This window comes from Tersicoccus sp. Bi-70 (assembly GCF_001968825.1).
In the GTDB taxonomy this organism is placed as follows: Bacteria; Actinomycetota; Actinomycetes; order Actinomycetales; family Micrococcaceae; genus Tersicoccus.
Map to the genome: position 1 here is coordinate 195,349 of NZ_MIEU01000012.1, position 16,722 is coordinate 212,070.

General features: G+C 72.9%; 15 protein-coding genes. 9 read left to right on the forward strand and 6 right to left on the reverse strand.

The features are described 5' to 3' along the window. Positions 1-2: 2 nt before the first annotated feature. Positions 3-428: a phosphoribosyl-AMP cyclohydrolase gene (gene hisI, locus BGP79_RS10020; RefSeq protein ID WP_083701780.1), complete on the reverse strand. Its 426-nt coding sequence runs from the start codon at positions 426-428 to the stop codon at positions 3-5. A gap of 165 nt (positions 429-593) precedes the next feature. On the opposite strand from hisI, the gene BGP79_RS10025 reads away from it, so the two are divergent. Beyond that, positions 594-1,580: an SDR family NAD(P)-dependent oxidoreductase gene (locus tag BGP79_RS10025; RefSeq protein ID WP_076695073.1), complete on the forward strand. Its 987-nt coding sequence runs from the start codon at positions 594-596 to the stop codon at positions 1,578-1,580. After that, on the forward strand, positions 1,577-2,539 hold the full coding sequence (locus BGP79_RS10030) for an alpha/beta fold hydrolase (protein WP_076695075.1): 963 nt from the start codon (positions 1,577-1,579) through the stop codon (positions 2,537-2,539). Before BGP79_RS10025 ends, BGP79_RS10030 begins: the two co-directional genes overlap by 4 nt. A gap of 86 nt (positions 2,540-2,625) precedes the next feature. Here the strand turns inward: BGP79_RS10030 and BGP79_RS10035 are convergent, their stop codons facing one another. Next, a complete protein-coding gene (locus tag BGP79_RS10035) occupies positions 2,626-3,372 on the reverse strand; it encodes a hypothetical protein (protein ID WP_076695368.1) in 747 nt (248 codons plus the stop codon). A gap of 56 nt (positions 3,373-3,428) precedes the next feature. Here BGP79_RS10035 and BGP79_RS10040 point away from each other — a divergent pair, with 56 nt between their 5' ends. From BGP79_RS10040 to BGP79_RS16615, 3 genes are all read left to right on the forward strand, one after another. Continuing rightward, positions 3,429-3,929, forward strand: coding sequence for a hypothetical protein (locus BGP79_RS10040; RefSeq protein ID WP_076695076.1), 501 nt, complete (start codon positions 3,429-3,431; stop codon positions 3,927-3,929). A gap of 5 nt (positions 3,930-3,934) precedes the next feature. After that, on the forward strand, positions 3,935-4,768 hold the full coding sequence (locus BGP79_RS10045; protein ID WP_076695078.1) for an alpha/beta fold hydrolase: 834 nt from the start codon (positions 3,935-3,937) through the stop codon (positions 4,766-4,768). 220 nt (positions 4,769-4,988) lie between these two features. Further along, the gene (locus BGP79_RS16615) at positions 4,989-6,902 is read left to right on the forward strand and encodes an adenylyl cyclase (protein WP_158067171.1); all 1,914 of its coding nucleotides are present in this window, start codon (positions 4,989-4,991) and stop codon (positions 6,900-6,902) included. A 99-nt stretch (positions 6,903-7,001) separates the two neighbouring features. Here the strand turns inward: BGP79_RS16615 and BGP79_RS10055 are convergent, their stop codons facing one another. Then, positions 7,002-9,071: a bifunctional diguanylate cyclase/phosphodiesterase gene (locus tag BGP79_RS10055; RefSeq protein WP_076695082.1), complete on the reverse strand. Its 2,070-nt coding sequence runs from the start codon at positions 9,069-9,071 to the stop codon at positions 7,002-7,004. Between the two features lie 321 nt (positions 9,072-9,392). After that, positions 9,393-10,433: a zinc-dependent alcohol dehydrogenase family protein gene (locus BGP79_RS10060; RefSeq protein WP_076695370.1), complete on the reverse strand. Its 1,041-nt coding sequence runs from the start codon at positions 10,431-10,433 to the stop codon at positions 9,393-9,395. Between the two features lie 87 nt (positions 10,434-10,520). On the opposite strand from BGP79_RS10060, the gene BGP79_RS10065 reads away from it, so the two are divergent. Together BGP79_RS10065 and BGP79_RS10070 are read left to right on the forward strand one after the other, a co-directional pair. Beyond that, positions 10,521-11,090, forward strand: coding sequence for a TetR/AcrR family transcriptional regulator (locus BGP79_RS10065; protein WP_076695084.1), 570 nt, complete (start codon positions 10,521-10,523; stop codon positions 11,088-11,090). 146 nt (positions 11,091-11,236) lie between these two features. After that, the gene (locus BGP79_RS10070; RefSeq protein ID WP_076695372.1) at positions 11,237-12,184 is read left to right on the forward strand and encodes an NADP-dependent oxidoreductase; all 948 of its coding nucleotides are present in this window, start codon (positions 11,237-11,239) and stop codon (positions 12,182-12,184) included. A 90-nt stretch (positions 12,185-12,274) separates the two neighbouring features. Here the strand turns inward: BGP79_RS10070 and BGP79_RS10075 are convergent, their stop codons facing one another. Both BGP79_RS10075 and BGP79_RS10080 read right to left on the reverse strand, forming a co-directional pair. Further along, entirely contained in the window at positions 12,275-13,156 is an 882-nt protein-coding gene (locus tag BGP79_RS10075; RefSeq protein ID WP_076695374.1) for an aldo/keto reductase, read from the reverse strand. A gap of 49 nt (positions 13,157-13,205) precedes the next feature. Beyond that, positions 13,206-14,669, reverse strand: coding sequence for an MFS transporter (locus BGP79_RS10080; RefSeq protein ID WP_076695086.1), 1,464 nt, complete (start codon positions 14,667-14,669; stop codon positions 13,206-13,208). A 102-nt stretch (positions 14,670-14,771) separates the two neighbouring features. Between BGP79_RS10080 and BGP79_RS10085 the strand changes: the two genes are divergently transcribed. Then, positions 14,772-15,701, forward strand: coding sequence for a helix-turn-helix transcriptional regulator (locus tag BGP79_RS10085; protein ID WP_076695088.1), 930 nt, complete (start codon positions 14,772-14,774; stop codon positions 15,699-15,701). Further along, positions 15,698-16,696, forward strand: coding sequence for a patatin-like phospholipase family protein (locus BGP79_RS10090; RefSeq protein ID WP_076695090.1), 999 nt, complete (start codon positions 15,698-15,700; stop codon positions 16,694-16,696). Before BGP79_RS10085 ends, BGP79_RS10090 begins: the two co-directional genes overlap by 4 nt. The last annotated feature ends 26 nt before the right edge of the window (positions 16,697-16,722 follow it).

The following is a 16,722-nucleotide window of genomic DNA, read 5'->3' on the forward strand; positions in this document are numbered from 1 at the left end:
CGCTACCGCGAGCCGGTGACGGCGGCGAGGTCGCGGCCGTCGAAGCAGGTGTGCGTGCCGGTGTGGCAGGCGGCGCCGACCTGGTCGACGGTCACGAGCAGGGCGTCGCCGTCGCAGTCCAGGGCCACGGACTTGACCCACTGGACGTGACCGGACGTGTCGCCCTTGCGCCAGTACTCCTGCCGGGAGCGGGACCAGTAGGTGACCCGGCCGCTGGTGAGGGTGCGACGCAGGGCCTCGTCGTCCATCCAGCCCACCATCAGCACCTCGCGGGTGTCGTGCTGCTGCACCACGGCGGCGACCAGCCCGGCGGCGTCGCGCTTGAGGCGCTCGGCGACGGTCGGGTCGAGGGCGGGGTGCTGGCCGGAGCCGTTGTCGGCAGCGCCGTTCTCGGGCACGCGGAAGGGATCAGCGGTGGTGGAGTCCATGGCCGTCCCAGTCTACGGCGCACGGGTCGAGCCGCCGGGACGGGTCCTCTCCCGTCCTGGTCGGTGAAGCACACCTCGACCCGTCGACAGTGGGGCCACCAAACCACACGACCCCTGCCGGCGGTCACGATTCCCCGTCGGGCGAAGGACGACGACACTGAGCACATGACCTCGCCCCAGGCTCCCCTGCCCACGCCGTTCACCGCCGCCAGCACCGCCGCCGACGTGCTGGCGGGCGTCGACCTCACCGGGCAGGAGGCGATCGTCACCGGCGGACACAGCCGGCTCGGCCGCGAGGTCACCCGCGCGCTCGCCGCGGCCGGGGCGTCCGTGACCGTCGCCTCCCGGGACACGGAGCGCGCCGCTGCCGTCGTCGGCGGCATCGACGGCGTCCGCGTCGAGCAGCTCGACCTCACCGACCCCGTCTCGATCGACGCCTTCGGCGACCGGTGGAACGGATCGGGACGGCCCCTGCCCATGCTCGTGAACAATGCCGCTGTGCTGTTCCAGCCGGAACTCCGACTCGACGCCCGCGGCCACGAGCTCGCGTTCTCCACCTCGCACCTCGGCCACTTCCGGCTCACGCGGGCGCTCCTGCCCTCCCTCCGGGCGGCCGGGGCCGCCGGCGGTGCCCGCGTCCTCACCGTGACCTCCGGTGCGGCGCGCTTCGGCCGGATCCGCTGGGATGACGTCGACTTCGCCTCCGGGTACGACCCCGGTGCGGCCTACGGACAGTCGAAGCGGGCGAACACCCTCTTCACCGTGGAACTCGATCGACGCCATGCCGACGAGGGCATCCGCGCCCTCGCCGCGCACCCCGGCGTCGTCATCGGGCCCGGTCCGCACCGCGCCGACCGCGTCGAGTCCTACCGGGCCCAGGGGCTCGTCGACGAGCAGGGCGCCACGGTCATCGACCCGGCCGCGGGCAAGAAGACGGTCGAGCAGGGCGCGTCGACCCTCGTCCTCGGGGCGGCCAGTCCCCTGCTCGACGGCATCGGCGGGGTCTATCTGAAGGACAACGACGTCGCGGTCCTGGATGATGCGGACCGCCCGCTCACCGCGGACAGCATCCCGGCCGACGCGAACTCCGCCATGCTCGACCCGGACGACGCGCGACGCCTCTGGGACCTCAGCGAGCGGCTCCTCGCGTGACGACGCCGGAGGAGCCGCGACGGTCCGGCCTGCTCGACGTCGGCGACGGCCAGCGGATCTGGTGGGAGGAGTGGGGCAACCCGGCCGGGACGCCGGCCCTCCATCTGCACGGCGGCCCTGGCGGCACCCTGGGCGAGAGCACCTATCGGCACCGTTTCGACCTGACGCGCACCCGCGTGATCGGCCTCGACCAGCGCGGGTGCGGTCGTTCGACTCCTCACACCTCCGATCCCGCGACGTCGCTGGACGCCAACACGACCGACCACCTCGTGCGCGACATCGAACGCCTCCGGGAGCACCTCGGCGTCGAGGCGTGGATCGTGAACGGCGCCTCCTGGGGCTGCACGCTCGCCCTGGCCTACGCCCATGCCCACCCCGACCGCGTCACCGCCCTGGTCCTCGTCGCGGTCACCACCACGAGCCGGCCGGAGGTCGACTGGATCAGCGAGGGAGTGGGGGCGGTCTTCCCGGAGGCCTGGGATCGGCTCGCCCGGCACGCCGAGGACGCCGGCGTCGGGTATGTGCGGGGGCAGGACCGGTTGGTCGAGGCGTACGCCCGCCTGATGGGCTCCCCCGATCCGGCCGTCCGGGACGCCGCGTCACGGGAATGGGCCCGGTGGGAGGACACCCACGTGTCGATCGATGCCGGAGGACTGCACCGCGACCCCCGATGGCAGGACCGGCGCTTCCGGCACGCCTTCGTCCGGCTGACCACCCACTACTGGTCCCACGACGGATTCCTGGATCCGCCGCTGCTGGCGCGCCCCGACCGGCCGGTCGGCATCCCGGCCGTCCTCATCCACGGCCGGCGCGACATCTCCGGACCCGTCGCGACGGCCTGGCAGCTCCACCGGCGCTGGCCGGCGTCCCAGCTGGTGATCGACGAGGACGGCGGCCACGGCGGCGGCACGATGGGCGCGGCCTGGCGCGCTGCGAACGACCGCTTCGTGGCGGGGTGACGATCCGTGGTCGAGCACACCGGGAGCCGACCATGGTCGCCTCTGCGCGGGTGGACGGGCTCGTCGGGATCCGGCTCGCGTCGTCGTCAGACGGGTTTCGCCAGTGCGGCGAACGGGTCGCGCAGCCCGGCGGACCGATCCGCGTCGTGCCGGGCGATCTCCGCCAGGAGCAGCCGCGTCAGGTGGATCCGGCTGCGGTCCAGCGACGCGGCCGTGACCTGTGTCGCCCGGCTTGTCTCGAGGTCCTGCCGCTCACGCGGCGGCAGCTGGTCGACTCCGCGGCCGTGCCAGGGGTCCAGTCCCGCGCGGATGCACTGCAGGGCGATCCGACTGTTCCGGAGTTCGTCGAGCATGGTGACGGCCTGCCAGAGCCGGCCGCGCGCCACCGCCGACCGGGCGTGGAGCGCGTACAGCCATCCCCGGCCGATCGTGTCGCCGGCGTCCGCCGGCCGCGGGTCCGCCGGCTCGTTGGCCGTCCCGAACAGCAGCCGGAAGCCCGTGTCGGTCGCCCGGAACTCGTCCCGGGGCCAGAAGGAGACATCGACCTGCAGACAGGATCGCAGGAGGAACACCCGGTAGCGCACCGACCCGGCGACCACGTCGTGGATGTCGGAGACGCCGACGATCCGGTCGAGGTAGCGCGTCCACGCGTCGACGACGGTCGGTTCCGCCACGCCCGTCCGCAGCTGGAGCACCAGATCGATGTCCGACCAGCGGTCCTCGGTCCCGCGTGCCGCCGATGCCACCAGGGCCGCTCCAGCGATGTCCGGGTCCGCGGCGGCGCGCTCCACGAGTCGGGATCGGATCTCGGAGCGTTCGGGGACGGAGAACATGTTCACGATCTCAGCCGTCGCGCGCATACGGCGCAAGCCGCCGGTAACCTCGCCGCATGATCACGTGGGAGGAGATCCTGGCCGCCGTCACCGTGTCCTTCGGCGGGCGCAGCGCCGAGGCGCGGGACGCGTTGACGGCGTGCTGGGCGGCGACCGCGCCCGAGCAGGGCGCCCAGCGGTGCGTCATCGCGCACTACCTCGCGGACCAGCAGGACGATCTCGCGGAGGAGACCGCCTGGGACGAGCGCGCCCTGGCCGCTCACGGGTCCGTGGCCGACGCGGACCTCGCCCCGATCGGCGTTCCCTCGGCCCACGGCTTCGCCCCCAGCCTGCATCTGAACCTGGGCGACGACTACCTGCGCCTGGGCCGGCTCGACGACGCCGCGCACCACCTCGACCGGGCGCGGGCGAGCGCCGACGGCCTGGCCGACGAGGGCTATGGCGCGATGATCCGCGCCGGCATCGCGGGACTGCAGACGCGGGTGGCCGCCCGTAGGGGCACCCGCGGGACCGCGGGCGACCGGTCGACCACCGCTCACCCCCCGCCCGTACAGTGAGGAGGATGACGGAGACGAACGTGACACGGGCCGAGACCGAGGTCGACGGGCACCGCACCAGCTACCTGACCGTCGACCGGGACGGGCCGGTCGTCCTGCTCCTGCACGGCACGTACTGGAGCCGGGTCTGGCAACCGGTGCTCGACGGTCTGGCCGACGCCGGGCTGCGGCCCGTCGCCGTCGACTTCCCCGGGATGGGCCGCTCGGACGGAGAGCTCGACCCGCAGACCGCCGCCGTGCCCGCCCTCGCCGACTGGGTGGGCCGTTTCGCCGCCGCGCTCGGGATCACCGGTCCCGTCGGCGTCGCCGGTCACGACATCGGCGGCGGTGTCGCCCAGCACCTGGCCGTCCGTGGCCCTCTCGACGTTCGCCGGCTGGCGCTGGTCAACGCGGTCATGTTCGACTCGTGGCCCGTGCCCGGCGTCGCCCGCTTCCGGGACCCGGCCGTGGTGGCCGCCACGACGCCGGAGGATCTGCTCGCCTCGCGGCGCGAGGCCGTGACGACCGCGCTGGGCCGCGCCGCCACCGAGCAGCTGATCGACGACTACCTCGAGCCGTGGCACGATGCGCGCGTGTGCCGGTCGTGGATGGCCATGGCAGCCGCGGCCGACGCCCGGTTCACGACGGATCTCGTGCCCGCACTCGAGCAGTCGTCCCTGCCGAAGGTGCTGGTATGGGGCGAGGACGACGGCTTCCAGAAGGTCGAGTACGCCGAACGGTTCGCCGCGCAGATCCCGCACACCGGCCTGGTCCGCATCCCCGGCGCCGGGCACCTGCCCATGGAGAACGAGCCCGGCCGCGTCGCCGGCGCACTCGCGGATCTGTTCACCACCCGCTGACCCGCACCCGCTGATCCCGGCCCGCTGACCCGCTGACCCGCGCCGGGTGATGCGCGCCTGCGACCAGCGCGAAGACCGGAAATGCCGATCAACAGGGTGCTGACGACATCGGTGTTATGTTACGTGCATCACATCGATGTGCGGTCCTGACACCGCGTCGCTCGGACCACCCGATCCGAGTGAGCGGGGGGACCGCCGCTTCGTTCGGAAGCAGGTACCCGTGTCCCTCCCCTCCCCCTTCACTGTGCCCCGGTCCCGTCGACGCCGCACCGGCGTCGCCGCCGCCGTGTGCGCGGTGACGCTCGGCGTCCTCGCCCCCACCAGCGCGGTGGCCGCACCCAGCCCGTCAAGCCCGAGCCAGGCCCCGGCCCAGGCCCCGACCCAGGCGAGCCAGGCCAGGAACCAGACTCCCCAGGAGCTCGGTCCCAACGTCGTCGTCTTCTCCCCCGACATGGCCCAGGCCGACATCCAGGCCCGGGTCGACGCGATCTACGCCCAGCAGGTCGACAACGAGATGGGCACGCAGCGGTACGCGCTGCTCTTCAAGCCCGGCACCTACGGCTCGGAGTCGAACCCGCTGGACGTCAAGGTCGGCTACTACACCGAGGTCGACGGCCTCGGGCAGGACCCCTCCGGCGTCACCATCAACGGCGGCGTCACCGCCACCGGCCGCAACGGCAGCGGCGCCCTGGACACCTTCTGGCGATCGGTGTCCAACCTGACGATCCACGTGGTCCCGACCGCCGACGGCTGCCACACCGGCAACGAGATGTGGGCGGTCTCCCAGGCCGCCCCGATGCGCCGGGTGGACGTGAAGGAATTCACCACCTTCATGCCCTACTGCGAGAGCCCGAACTACGCCAGCGGCGGTTTCGTGGCCGACTCGCGACTGCGGGGCGGCGCCTTGAACGGCTCGCAGCAGCAGTTCTACGTCCGCAACACCGATCTCGGCGCGGGCTGGTCCAACGGCGTCTGGAACCAGGTGTTCTCCGGGGACGTCAACGCCCCGGCGCAGTCCTTCCCGGACCCGCCCTACACCACCCTGACGGCCACGCCGGTCTCCCGCGAGAAGCCTTACCTGTACGTGGACGAGGCCGGCGCCTGGCGGGTGTTCGTCCCCAGTGCGCAGACCAACTCCACGGGCACCACGTGGGCGAACGGCCACACCGCAGGCCGGTCTCTGCCGCTGAGCGACTTCTACGTCGCCCGTCCCGGGGACTCCGTCGCGAAGATCAACTCCGCGCTGGCCCAGGGGAAGAATCTGCTCGTCACGCCCGGCGTGTACGACGTCGCGCAGAGCATCGCGGTCAAGCGGGCCGACACCGTCGTCCTCGGCCTGGGTCTGGCCACCTTCACCGCGCAGAACGGCGCGGTGCCGATGACGGTGGCCGATGTCCAGGGCGTCGACATCGCCGGTCTCACCTTCGACGCCGGGACGGTCAACTCCCCCACGCTGCTGCGCATCGGCAGCGGACGGCAGGAGGGCGGCAAGCACCAGGGCACCGCCGCCGATCCCACCGCGCTGCAGGACGTCTTCTTCCGCATCGGCGGCCCGCACGTCGGCAAGGCCACCACCAGCCTCGAGGTCAACAGCGACCACGCGATCCTCGACGACGTGTGGGCGTGGCGCGCCGACCACGGCGTGCCCGGCTCGGTCGGCTGGACGGTCAACACCGCGGACACCGGCGTCGTCGTGAACGGTGACGACGTCACCGCGACCGGCCTGTTCGTCGAGCACTACCAGAAGGACAACGTGATCTGGAACGGTGAGCGCGGCCGCACCGTGTTCTTCCAGAACGAGCTCCCCTACGACGCGCCCGACCAGGCGGCGTGGCAGCACGACGGCCTCAACGGCTGGGCGGCGTACAAGGTGGCGAACACGGTCAGGACCCACGAGGCGTGGGGACTGGGCAGCTACGTCTACACGAACGTCAACCCGTCCCTGCACGCGACGCAGTCGTTCGAGGTCCCGGACGCCCCGGGCGTGATCATGCATGACCTGACCACGGTCTCGCTGAACAAGGCGGGCACGATCGACCACGTCATCAACGGACAGGGCACGGCGGCCATCGGCGGCGTCAACGACGGCCAGCCGCAGACGATCACCACCTACACCAACGGCCGGGCCAACTAGGCGCGGCACCCGCCTCACGAGAGAACGGCGGCCCGGGGATCGCATCCCGGGGCCGCCGTTCTCGTGTGACGGGTCGGTGCCGTCGTGTGACGGTCGGTGCTAGACGGGCAGGGCGTCCGGCTCGCCGTCGGGCGCGACGGCAGCCGCGACGGCCACGACGGCGGCGGCGGCGACGGCAGCCGCGACGGTCCCGGTCGGCACCGGCGGCGCCTCGAGCTCCTGGGGACGGTCGCCCCGCAGCTCGAGCAGGCTGGTGACCGCGGCCGACTCGACCGGACGGGAGAAGAAGTATCCCTGCGCGAAGTCGCACCCCAGGGACTTGAGTTCCTCGACGTGCTGCGACGTCTCCGTGCCCTCCGCGATGACCCGGATGCCGAGGTCCCGCGCCAGGTTCATGATGGTCGCGATGATCTGCCGGCCGGTGTCCCCGCGGTCCAGCTGGGCGACGAAGGACCGGTCGATCTTCAGCGTGTCCATCGGGAAGCTGTGCAGGTAGGCCAGCGAGGAGTACCCGGTGCCGAAGTCGTCGATGCTGACGAACACGCCCAGGCGCTCGAGCTGGGTGAGCACCTCCTTGGTGTGCTCGGTGTTCGTCATCGACACGCTCTCGGTGATCTCCAGCTTCACAGTCTCCGGGCGGATCCCCGTCTCGGCCAGCACCCGGCCCACCTGCTCGGCGAAGTCGAACTGCGCGAACTGGCGGGCGGAGACGTTCACGGCGACGGTCAGCGGCGGCTCCTGCGGGAACTGCTGGTGCCAGCGCACCATCGTCTCGCAGGCCTCCCTGAGCACCCACATCCCGAGGAAGACGATCAGGCCGGTCTCCTCGGCCACCGGGATGAAGTCGTCCGGGTACACCAGTTCGGTCGGCGACTTCTGCCAGCGCACCAGCGCCTCCACGCCGACCATCGCGCCGTCGTGGAGGGAGACGATCGGCTGGTAGTGCACCACGAACTCCTCCTCCTGCAGCGCCTGGCGCATCCGTGACTCGAGGGAGAAGCGGCCGACGGCGTGCTCGTGCATCACCGGGTCGTAGATCTCGTACCGGCCCTTGCCGAGGACCTTCGCGCGGTACATCGCCAGGTCCGCCTGGCGCAGGATGTCGTCCGTCGACTCGCCGCCCGTGCTGCTGGTGGCGATGCCGATGCTCGCACTGGCGAACAGGTCCTGCCCGTCGACCACGATCGGGTCGGCGAGCGCGTCCATCATCCGCACCGCGGCGCGCACCGCGTCGTTGACGTCCACGATCCCGTCCAGCAGCACGGTGAACTCGTCGCCTCCGAGCCGGGCGAGCGTGTCCCCCGCGCGCAGGCAGGCAGCCCACCGGCGGGCCACCTCGATGATGACGGCGTCCCCGACGGGGTGGCCGAGGCTGTCGTTGAACAGCTTGAACCGGTCCAGATCGAGGAAGAGGACGGCGAACGACGTCCTCGCGTCCCGTTCGGTACGGGTGACGGCGTGCGCGAGCCGGTCGGAGAACAGGGCACGGTTCGGAAGCCCGGTCAGCGGATCGTGCAGGGCGTCGTGCAGCAGGCGATCCCGCGCCCGCTCCCGCTCGGCCACCCGGCCCAGCTGGGCACCGATCTTCGCCAGCAGGCGCAGCAGGGTCTCGTCGGGTTCGAGGACCTGGTCGGAGAAGAACTCGAGGACGGCCGTCACCTCGCTGCCCACCAGGACGGGGAACGCGACGGCCGACCGGAGACCGGCGAATCGGGCCTGCTCGGCACGCGTGAAGGTGGTGTCGACCGTAAGGTCGGTGACCCAGGCGGCGGTCGCACTGGCCAGCACGCGGCCCGGCAGGCCGTGTCCGACGGCGAAGCCGAAGTCCCCGGTCGACTCGTAGAACTCGCCGAACCGGCCCTCCTCGACGCCGTACCAGATGGAGGTGGGCCGCAGTCGCCGTCCGGTGGCGTCGGGCAGGAACGCGTGACCGATCTGCCAGTCCGTGTACTCGCACACGGTCCGGACCCCGGCCTGCAGCGCCGCCTCGACCGTGCTCGACTGGTTGGCCGCGTCGGCGACCGCCTCGAGCAGGCGCAGTTGCTGCTGCTTGTCGTACAGCTCCCGCACCCCCTGCTCGGCGATGGCCTCGGCGGCGAGCCGGCCCTGCCGCTCCCGCTCGACGCTGCGCTCGAGCTCCTCGATACGCGTCTGCTCAGGCGACCTCATGCCGCTCTCGTGCCCCCCTCGGATCGGTGCCGGTCGCACGGCCGGCGCACGGAACACCGGCGTGCCCGGACGGGGCGGAACTGATTCCCCACATGTTCTCCCCGGATGCGTGATGGTGTGACGTGGACAGACGTGACTGCTGTCCACTATCGGCACCGTCCGCCCCTCCGTGAGGCACCGGGCGTCACGAGTTGTTCGCGTCCTCCCGGCTCGGACCTCCCGGCACCCGCGGCGGGTGAGGACGGGGTGGATGACGCTGCCGCCGCCGTTGCCGCGCATGCGGACCGGTGCCGCCCGCGGCGTCGTGCTGTCGCCGATGTCCTATCGGGTGGGGTCGATGATCGTCATGCCGGCGGCGGTGGCCCGGTCGTAGGTCGGGAGCGAGGCGGCCGCCTCCTCGAGGCCGATCGTGCGCCCCACCAGCAGCTGCGGCTGAAGCCGGCCCTGCTCGATGAGCGCCATCATGCCCGGGTAATCCGCGGCGGCCATGCCGTGGCTGCCGAGCACGTCCAGCTCCCAGGCGATCACCCGGTCCATGGGCACCCGCGGCAGCCCGTCGACCGGGGGAAGAAGGCCGATCTGCACGTGCCGGCCGCGGCGGCGCAGGCTGTGGATCGCATCCGCGCAGGTCTGTTCGCTGCCCACCGCGTCCACCGCCACGTGGCTGCCACCGCCGGTCCGGTCGGCGACGGACGCGGGAACGTCGGAGCCGTCGGCGGTGAGCAGCGTGTGCTCCGCTCCCAGGCGGGCCGCGACGGCGAGCGCGTCCGGGTTCCGGTCGACCGCGATCACGCGGGCTCCGAGCGCCTGAGCGATCATCACCGCGCTCAGGCCCACCCCGCCGACGCCGACCACGGTGACCCACTCCCCGGCCCGCAGCCGGGCGCGGCCGACGAGGGCGCGGTACGCGGTGGCGAACCGGCAGCCGAGGCTCGCCGCGGTCGTGAAGTCGACGTCGTCCGGCACGGCGACCAGGTTGGTGTCGGCGGCGTGCAGGGCGACGTACTCGGCGTAGGAACCCCAGTGCGTGAAGCCGGGCTGCTGCTGGTCGGGGCACACCTGGGCGTCGCCGTCGCGGCACCACGCGCAGCGACCGCACCCGCACACGAACGGCACGGTGACCCGGTCCCCCACGGTCCAGCGGGTCACTCCGGTGCCGACCTCGGCGACCACGCCGGCCAGCTCGTGCCCGGGCACGTGCGGGAAGGCGATGTCGTCGTGACCGGCCCACGCGTGCCAGTCGCTGCGGCACATCCCGGTGGCCCGCACCTGGACGACGACGCCGCCGTCGGGCGCCGACGGCCGGTCGACCTCCCGCACCTCGGGCTGACCCTGGACCGCATCGATGACGACAGCACGCATCCGTGCACCGTATCGCGGTCGCCGCGAGTCCGACGCCGCCGTGACGGCGCGGACGACGGGCATCAGCCCGCGTAACCTTGCGGGACCATGACCGCACCGCCCCGCAGGCTCCGCAAGGACGCCGCCGAGAACGCCGAGCGCCTGCTCGCCGCGGCCGCGCGCGCGGGCCTGGCCCGCGGTGAGTTCGTCCCCCTCGAACAGATCGCCGCCGAGGCCGGCGTCGGGATCGGCACCCTGTACCGCCGGTATCCCAACCGCGAGGCGCTGCTGGAGGCGCTGGCCGTCCGCGCCTACCGGCTGATCCTGGCCGAGGCCGAGGACGCCCTGGCGTCGGGCGAGACCGGGCTCGACGCCGTCAGCCGCTTCCTGCACCAGACGTTCGCCCACCGCGAGGACCTGGTCCTGCCGCTCCACGGGGCGCCGATGACCGAGGGGACCGAGTCCGCGCAGTACCGGGCCCGCATGCAGCAGACCATGGGTGCCATCCTGCGGCGCGGCCACGAGGACGGGACGGTCCGGCCCGACGTCGACGCCGGCACCGTGGTCCGCTTCGGCGCCCTGCTCGCCCAGCCCCTGGCGAACGTGCCCGGCTGGGAGGCCGCCGCCGCCGAACAGCGCACCGTGTTCCTGCGCGGCATCGCCGCCGACCCCGACTGACGCCGTCGGCGTCACCCATCGAGCCGAGCGGCCGCCGATTCGGCGCCATCTCGTCTTGGCCGGAATAAACGGAGGAAAGCCTCCGCTATGGATGCGTGCCGGCGACGTGCCGGCGATGCAGTCCCTCCTCCCGAAGGCGAATGATCATGAAGGCAGTACGGTTCCACACCTACGGCGACGCCGACGTCCTGCGCTACGAGGACGTGGCGGTTCCCGAGCCCGGCGCCGGCGAGGTCCGCCTGCGCGTCACGTCCACCTCGTTCAACCCGGTCGACGCCGGCATCCGCGGCGGCGGCCTGCAGGAGCCGTTCCCGGTGCAGCTGCCCCACACGCCCGGCATCGACGTCGCCGGCACCGTCGAGCTGCTGGGCGACGGCGTGGACGGCGTCGCCGTCGGGGACCGGGTGATCGGCTTCCTGCCGATGGCCGCACCCGGCGCCTCGGCCGAGTACGTCGTCGCGCCGGCGGACGTCCTCACCGCCGCGCCGGCCGGCGTGGACCTCGTCGATGCGGCGGCCCTGCCCTCGGTGGCGCTCACCGCCCAGCAGGCGCTGTTCGAGCTCGGCGACCTGCGGGCGGGTCAGCGGGTCCTCATCACCGGGGCCGGGGGCGCCGTCGGCGCGTACGCCGTGCAGCTGGCCCACGGTGCCGGTGCGCACGTCATCGCCACGGCGAGCGCCCGCAGCGCCGAACGCGTCCGTGCTGCCGGGGCCGACGAGGTGATCGACCACACCGCCGGCGACGTCAGCGCCGCCGTGAGCGAGCCGGTCGACCTGCTGCTCAACCTCGCGCCGATCGAACCGGACGAGCTCGCTCGTCAGGCAGCGCTCGTGCGCGACGGCGGCGCGGTCGTCAACACGACCGTGTGGATGCAGGCGCCGAGCGACGAGGCACGCGGCGTCCGCGGGCTGAACGTCTTCGTGCGCAGCGACGCCGCCCAGCTCGCGCAGCTCGTCGCGGCGGTCGATCGCGGTGACCTGCACATCGACGTCAGCCGCCGGATCTCGCTCGAGGAGCTCCCGGCGCTGCACGCCGAGGCGGCGACCACGCCGGTGTCGGGCAAGGTCGTCGTCAGCGTGCCGGCGGCCGCCTGAGTCGAACCGGACACAGCAGGAGGGCCGGATCGCGATCCGGCCCTCCTGCTGTGTCGGCTCGGCCGGCAAGCCTGTCGGTCGAGCTCGCGCTCAGGCCTCCGGGATGGCGACGGCGAACCGCTCCTCGCGGGCGACGTCCGGGTCCGGGCCGCTGCGCAAGCCGGTGTCGAGGGCGTCGACGGCCGCGATCTCGTCGGCGCTCAACTCGAAGTCGAAGACCGCGACGTTCTCCGCGATGCGCCCCGGGTTGACCGACTTGGGGATGGCCGAGCGACCCTCCTGCAGGTGCCACCGCAGCATCACCTGGGCCGGGCTCCTGCCGTGCGCCCGGGCAATCTCGCCGATCGTGGCGTCCTCCATCACGTTCTTCCGGTCCTCGCCCCAGCCCGGGTAGAAGGTGATGCCGCCGATGGGCGACCACGCCTGGGTGAGGATGCCGTGCTCGGCGTCGGCGGCCTGCACGTCGTGCTGCGCGAAGTACGGGTGCAGCTCGATCTGGTTGACGGCGGGCACGACGTCGGTCTCGGCCAGCAGCCGCTCGAGGTGGCGCGGCGTGAAGTTGCTGACGCCGATGGAACGGACCTTCCCCTCGGCCAGCAGGGTCTGAAGCCCCTGGTAGGCGGCGATCGTCTTCTCGAAGCGGTCGGGGGCCGGCTGGTGCAGGATCAGCAGGTCGAGCTGGTCGACGCCGAGCTTGCCGACGGCCTTCTCCCACGCGTGCCGCGTCTCGTCGTGGCCGAAGTCGCTCACCCAGACCTTCGTCTCGATGAACACGTCCGCGCGGTCGACGCCGGAGCGGCGGATGCCCTCCCCCACCTCGCGCTCGTTGCCGTAGATGGCGGCGGTGTCGATGTGCCGGTATCCGGCGGCGAGCGCCGCCTCGACGGCCGCCGTCGTCTCCTCCGGCGGGCTCTGGAAGACGCCGAGCCCGAGGGCCGGCATGGTGACGCCGTTGTTCAAGGTGAGTTCCATGGTCATGCCTTCCACGGTAGGGAGGGGACGGGCGAGATGGGAGGGCGCGTCAGTACCCCTCTCGGGCGGCGACGCCGAGGGCGTCGCCGCGTCTCCTCGACCGGCCTCGGTGGTCCCGGAGGCCGGCGAGGTCCGCGGGGGCGATGAGCACCGCGACGACGGCCAGGCCGAGCACCAGCAGCACGCTGCCCGTCGTCAGCGCGGCGCCGACCTGCGCGGCCAGCCGAGCGGGGTGGCCGGCCCCGGCGGGCACCGCCGCGGCCGCGGCCACGCCGATGGCCAGACCGAGGGAGGTCCCGACCTGGTGGAACGTGTTCACCAGACCGGAGGCCGCTCCGGCGTCCGCGGTCGACGCGCCGACGATCCCGAAGGAGGTCAGCGGCGCGAACGCCAGCCCCTGACCTGCGCCGATGAGGATCATCGGCGCGGCGATGTCCATCCCGTAGTCCGCGGCGACGCCGGCGCGACCGAGCCAGACCATGCCGGCCAGGGTGAGCGCGATGCCGGCCAGCAGGGGCACCGAGTCCGGCAGTCGTCGGACGAGCCGGGGGACGACCATCGCGACGGCGAAGTTGACCGCCGTCATCGGAAGGAACCCAAGACCGGCCTGCAGGGGTCCGAAGCCGAGCACCTCCTGCAGGAACTGGGTGGTGAAGTAGAAGAACCCGATCATCGCGCCCAGGTAGAGCAGGCGGGCCACGTAGGCGCCGGTGCGACGACGGCTTCTGAACAGCCGCAACGGCATGATCGGCTGCGGAGCGGCCCGTTCGATCAGCACGAACAGCACCAGCAGCACCACCCCGGCGCCGACCGCGGCGATCGTCACCGGGGAGACCCAGCCGGCGTCGGCCGCGTGGATGATGCCGAACACGAGGGCACCGATGCCGAGCGTCGCCGTGAGCGCGCCGAGCAGGTCGAACCGACCGCGAGCCTGCTCGGTCTCGCCGAGGAACCGGGGAGCGAGGGCGATCATCGCCACACCGATGGGCACGTTGACGAAGAACCCGGCCCGCCAGGACACACCCTGGGCCAGGGCGCCACCGATGAGCAGACCGAGGCTGGCGCCGATCCCGGCCGTCGCGCCGTACCAGGCGACCGCGCGGGAACGCTCACGGCCCTCCGGGAAGCTGGCGGTCAGCAGCGACAGCGACGCCGGGGCCACGATCGCCGCGCCGACGCCCTGCACGGCCCGGCCGGTGATCGCCCACCACCCGGCCGGGGACAGTCCGATCAGCAGGGACGCGACGGAGAAGACGACGAGGCCGATCACGAACACGCGCCGGCGTCCGAGCAGGTCCCCCGCCCGGGCACCGAGCAGGAGCAGACCGCCGAAGACCAGCGTGTAGGCGTCCTGGACCCAGGACAGCTCCCCCGGCGTCAACGAGAGCTCCGCCTGCAGCGTCGGCAGCGCCGTGAAGATGACGGAGTTGTCCAGCAGGATCATGAAGTAGCTGACGAGGATGATCGCCAGGATCGCCGCCGGGTGGGCGGCCGTGGAGGGTGCGGATCTCATGCCGTCAACACCACCATCGCGTCGACGCCCCGGGGAGTCACGGCTCTTCCGGGTACCGGCAGTACCTCCCACCGGTGGGCGGTTCCCCCGTAGCGTGGAGGCATGACACACGCGGAGGACGTGCGGAAGTTCCTGACCTCGCGCCGGGCCCGGATCACGCCCGAGGAGGCCGGCCTGCCGGCGTGGGGAGGCAACCGCCGCGTCGCGGGCCTGCGCCGCGAGGAGGTCGCGATGCTCGCCGGGATGAGCATCGACTACTACATCCGCCTCGAGCGCGGCAATCTGACCGGTGCCTCGGACAGCGTGCTCGAGTCGCTCGGGCGGGCGCTGCAGCTCGACGAGGCGGAGACGGCCCACCTGTTCGACCTCGCCCGCGCGTCCGCCGCCCCGCCGCGCGTGCGACGACGGCGCAGCCCGTCGACGGTGCGCCCGGGTGTGCAGCGGGTCCTCGACGCGATCACGACGGCCCCGGCGTGGGTCCGCAACGACCGTGGTGACGTCCTCGCCGCCAACGAGCTCGGTCGTGCGCTCTACCTCGACCTGATGGCCGAGCCCACCAGCCCGCCGAACAACGCGCGGTTCACCTTCCTCAACCCGAAGGCCCGGGCCTTCTACACCGACTGGGAGCGGGCCGCGGACGACATCGTCGCCATCCTGCGCTCGACCGCCGGGAGGAACCCCTACGACAAGGACCTCACCGACCTGGTCGGCGAGCTCTCCACCCGCAGCGAGGAGTTCCGCACCCGGTGGGCCCGGCACGACGTCAAGTACCACCGCACCGGGCGCAAACGCCTGCACCACCCCATCGTCGGGGACCTCGACCTCAGCTTCGAGGCCCTCGAACTGGCCGCGGATCCGGGGCTGCGCATCAACGTCTACACCGCCGACCCCGGCACCCCCGCCGAGGACGGCCTGAAGGTGCTCGCCAGCTGGGTCGCGACCCAGAACGCCGGCGCGGACACCGGCCAGGACACCGGAGCACCAGACGCACCTGGATCGAACACCGCCGCGCAGATCGGCGACCCCTCGTGACCGAGCCCGGCATCGACGCCACCGGCCGGGTGCCGCGGGGCCAGCGGGCGCTGGTGCTGCACGGCGGCGGGTCGGCCGGCAACGCCTGGGAGATCGGCGTCATCGCCGGCCTGGCCGACGCCGGGCTGGACGTGCTGGACGCCGACCTGATCATCGGGACCTCGGCCGGGGCGACGGCGGCGGCGCAGGTGACCGGATCACCGGTCGCCGGGGCGGAACGGGCCGGGTCGACGCCCGCGGAGCTGCTCGCCGCCATCCTCGAGGCGGCACCGGGCCGGTCGGGTCGGCCCGCCGGACCAGCCGGGGCGGCCGGGAACGCAGGGTCACCCGGGAACGCGTCGTCGGCCGGTGGTCGCGGCGCGGCCGGCGCGGTCGCCGATCACCTCGAGCGGACGAACCGCATCATCGCCGCCGCCACGGACGCGGCCGACATGCGCCGTCGGATGGGGGCGGCCGCCCTCGAGTTGGACGCGACGTCGGACGGCGCGGCCGCCACCCGCTGGCGGGAGACCGTCGCCGCCCGCCTGCCCGGTCTGCACTGGCCGGAACGGGCGCTGCTGATCACCGCGGTGGACGCCCGCACCGGTGAGCCCGTCGTCTTCGACCGGCACAGCGGCGTCGACCTCGTCGATGCCGTCGCCGCGAGTACCTCCAGCGGTGCCCCGTACCGGATCGGGGCGGACCGCTACATCGACGGTGGCTATCGGCGCAACGAGAACGCCGACCTCGCGGCCGGGTACGCCCGCGTGCTCGTGCTCTCTCCCTTCGGCGGCCGGTCGCGGCACCCGTCGGCGTGGGGCATGCAGCTCGCCGCCCAGGTCGCGGAACTGCGCGGGGATGGCAGCGCCGTCGAGACGATCCTGCCCGACGAGGGAGCGCGCGACGCCTTCGGGACCGGCGGGATGATGGATCCCGCCTCGCGCCCGCCCGCCGCCCGCGCCGGCCACCGCCAGGGCCGCGCGCTCGCCGGCCCGCTCGCCGCCTTCTGGCACTGATCACCCCCGCCGACCGGGGCACGCCC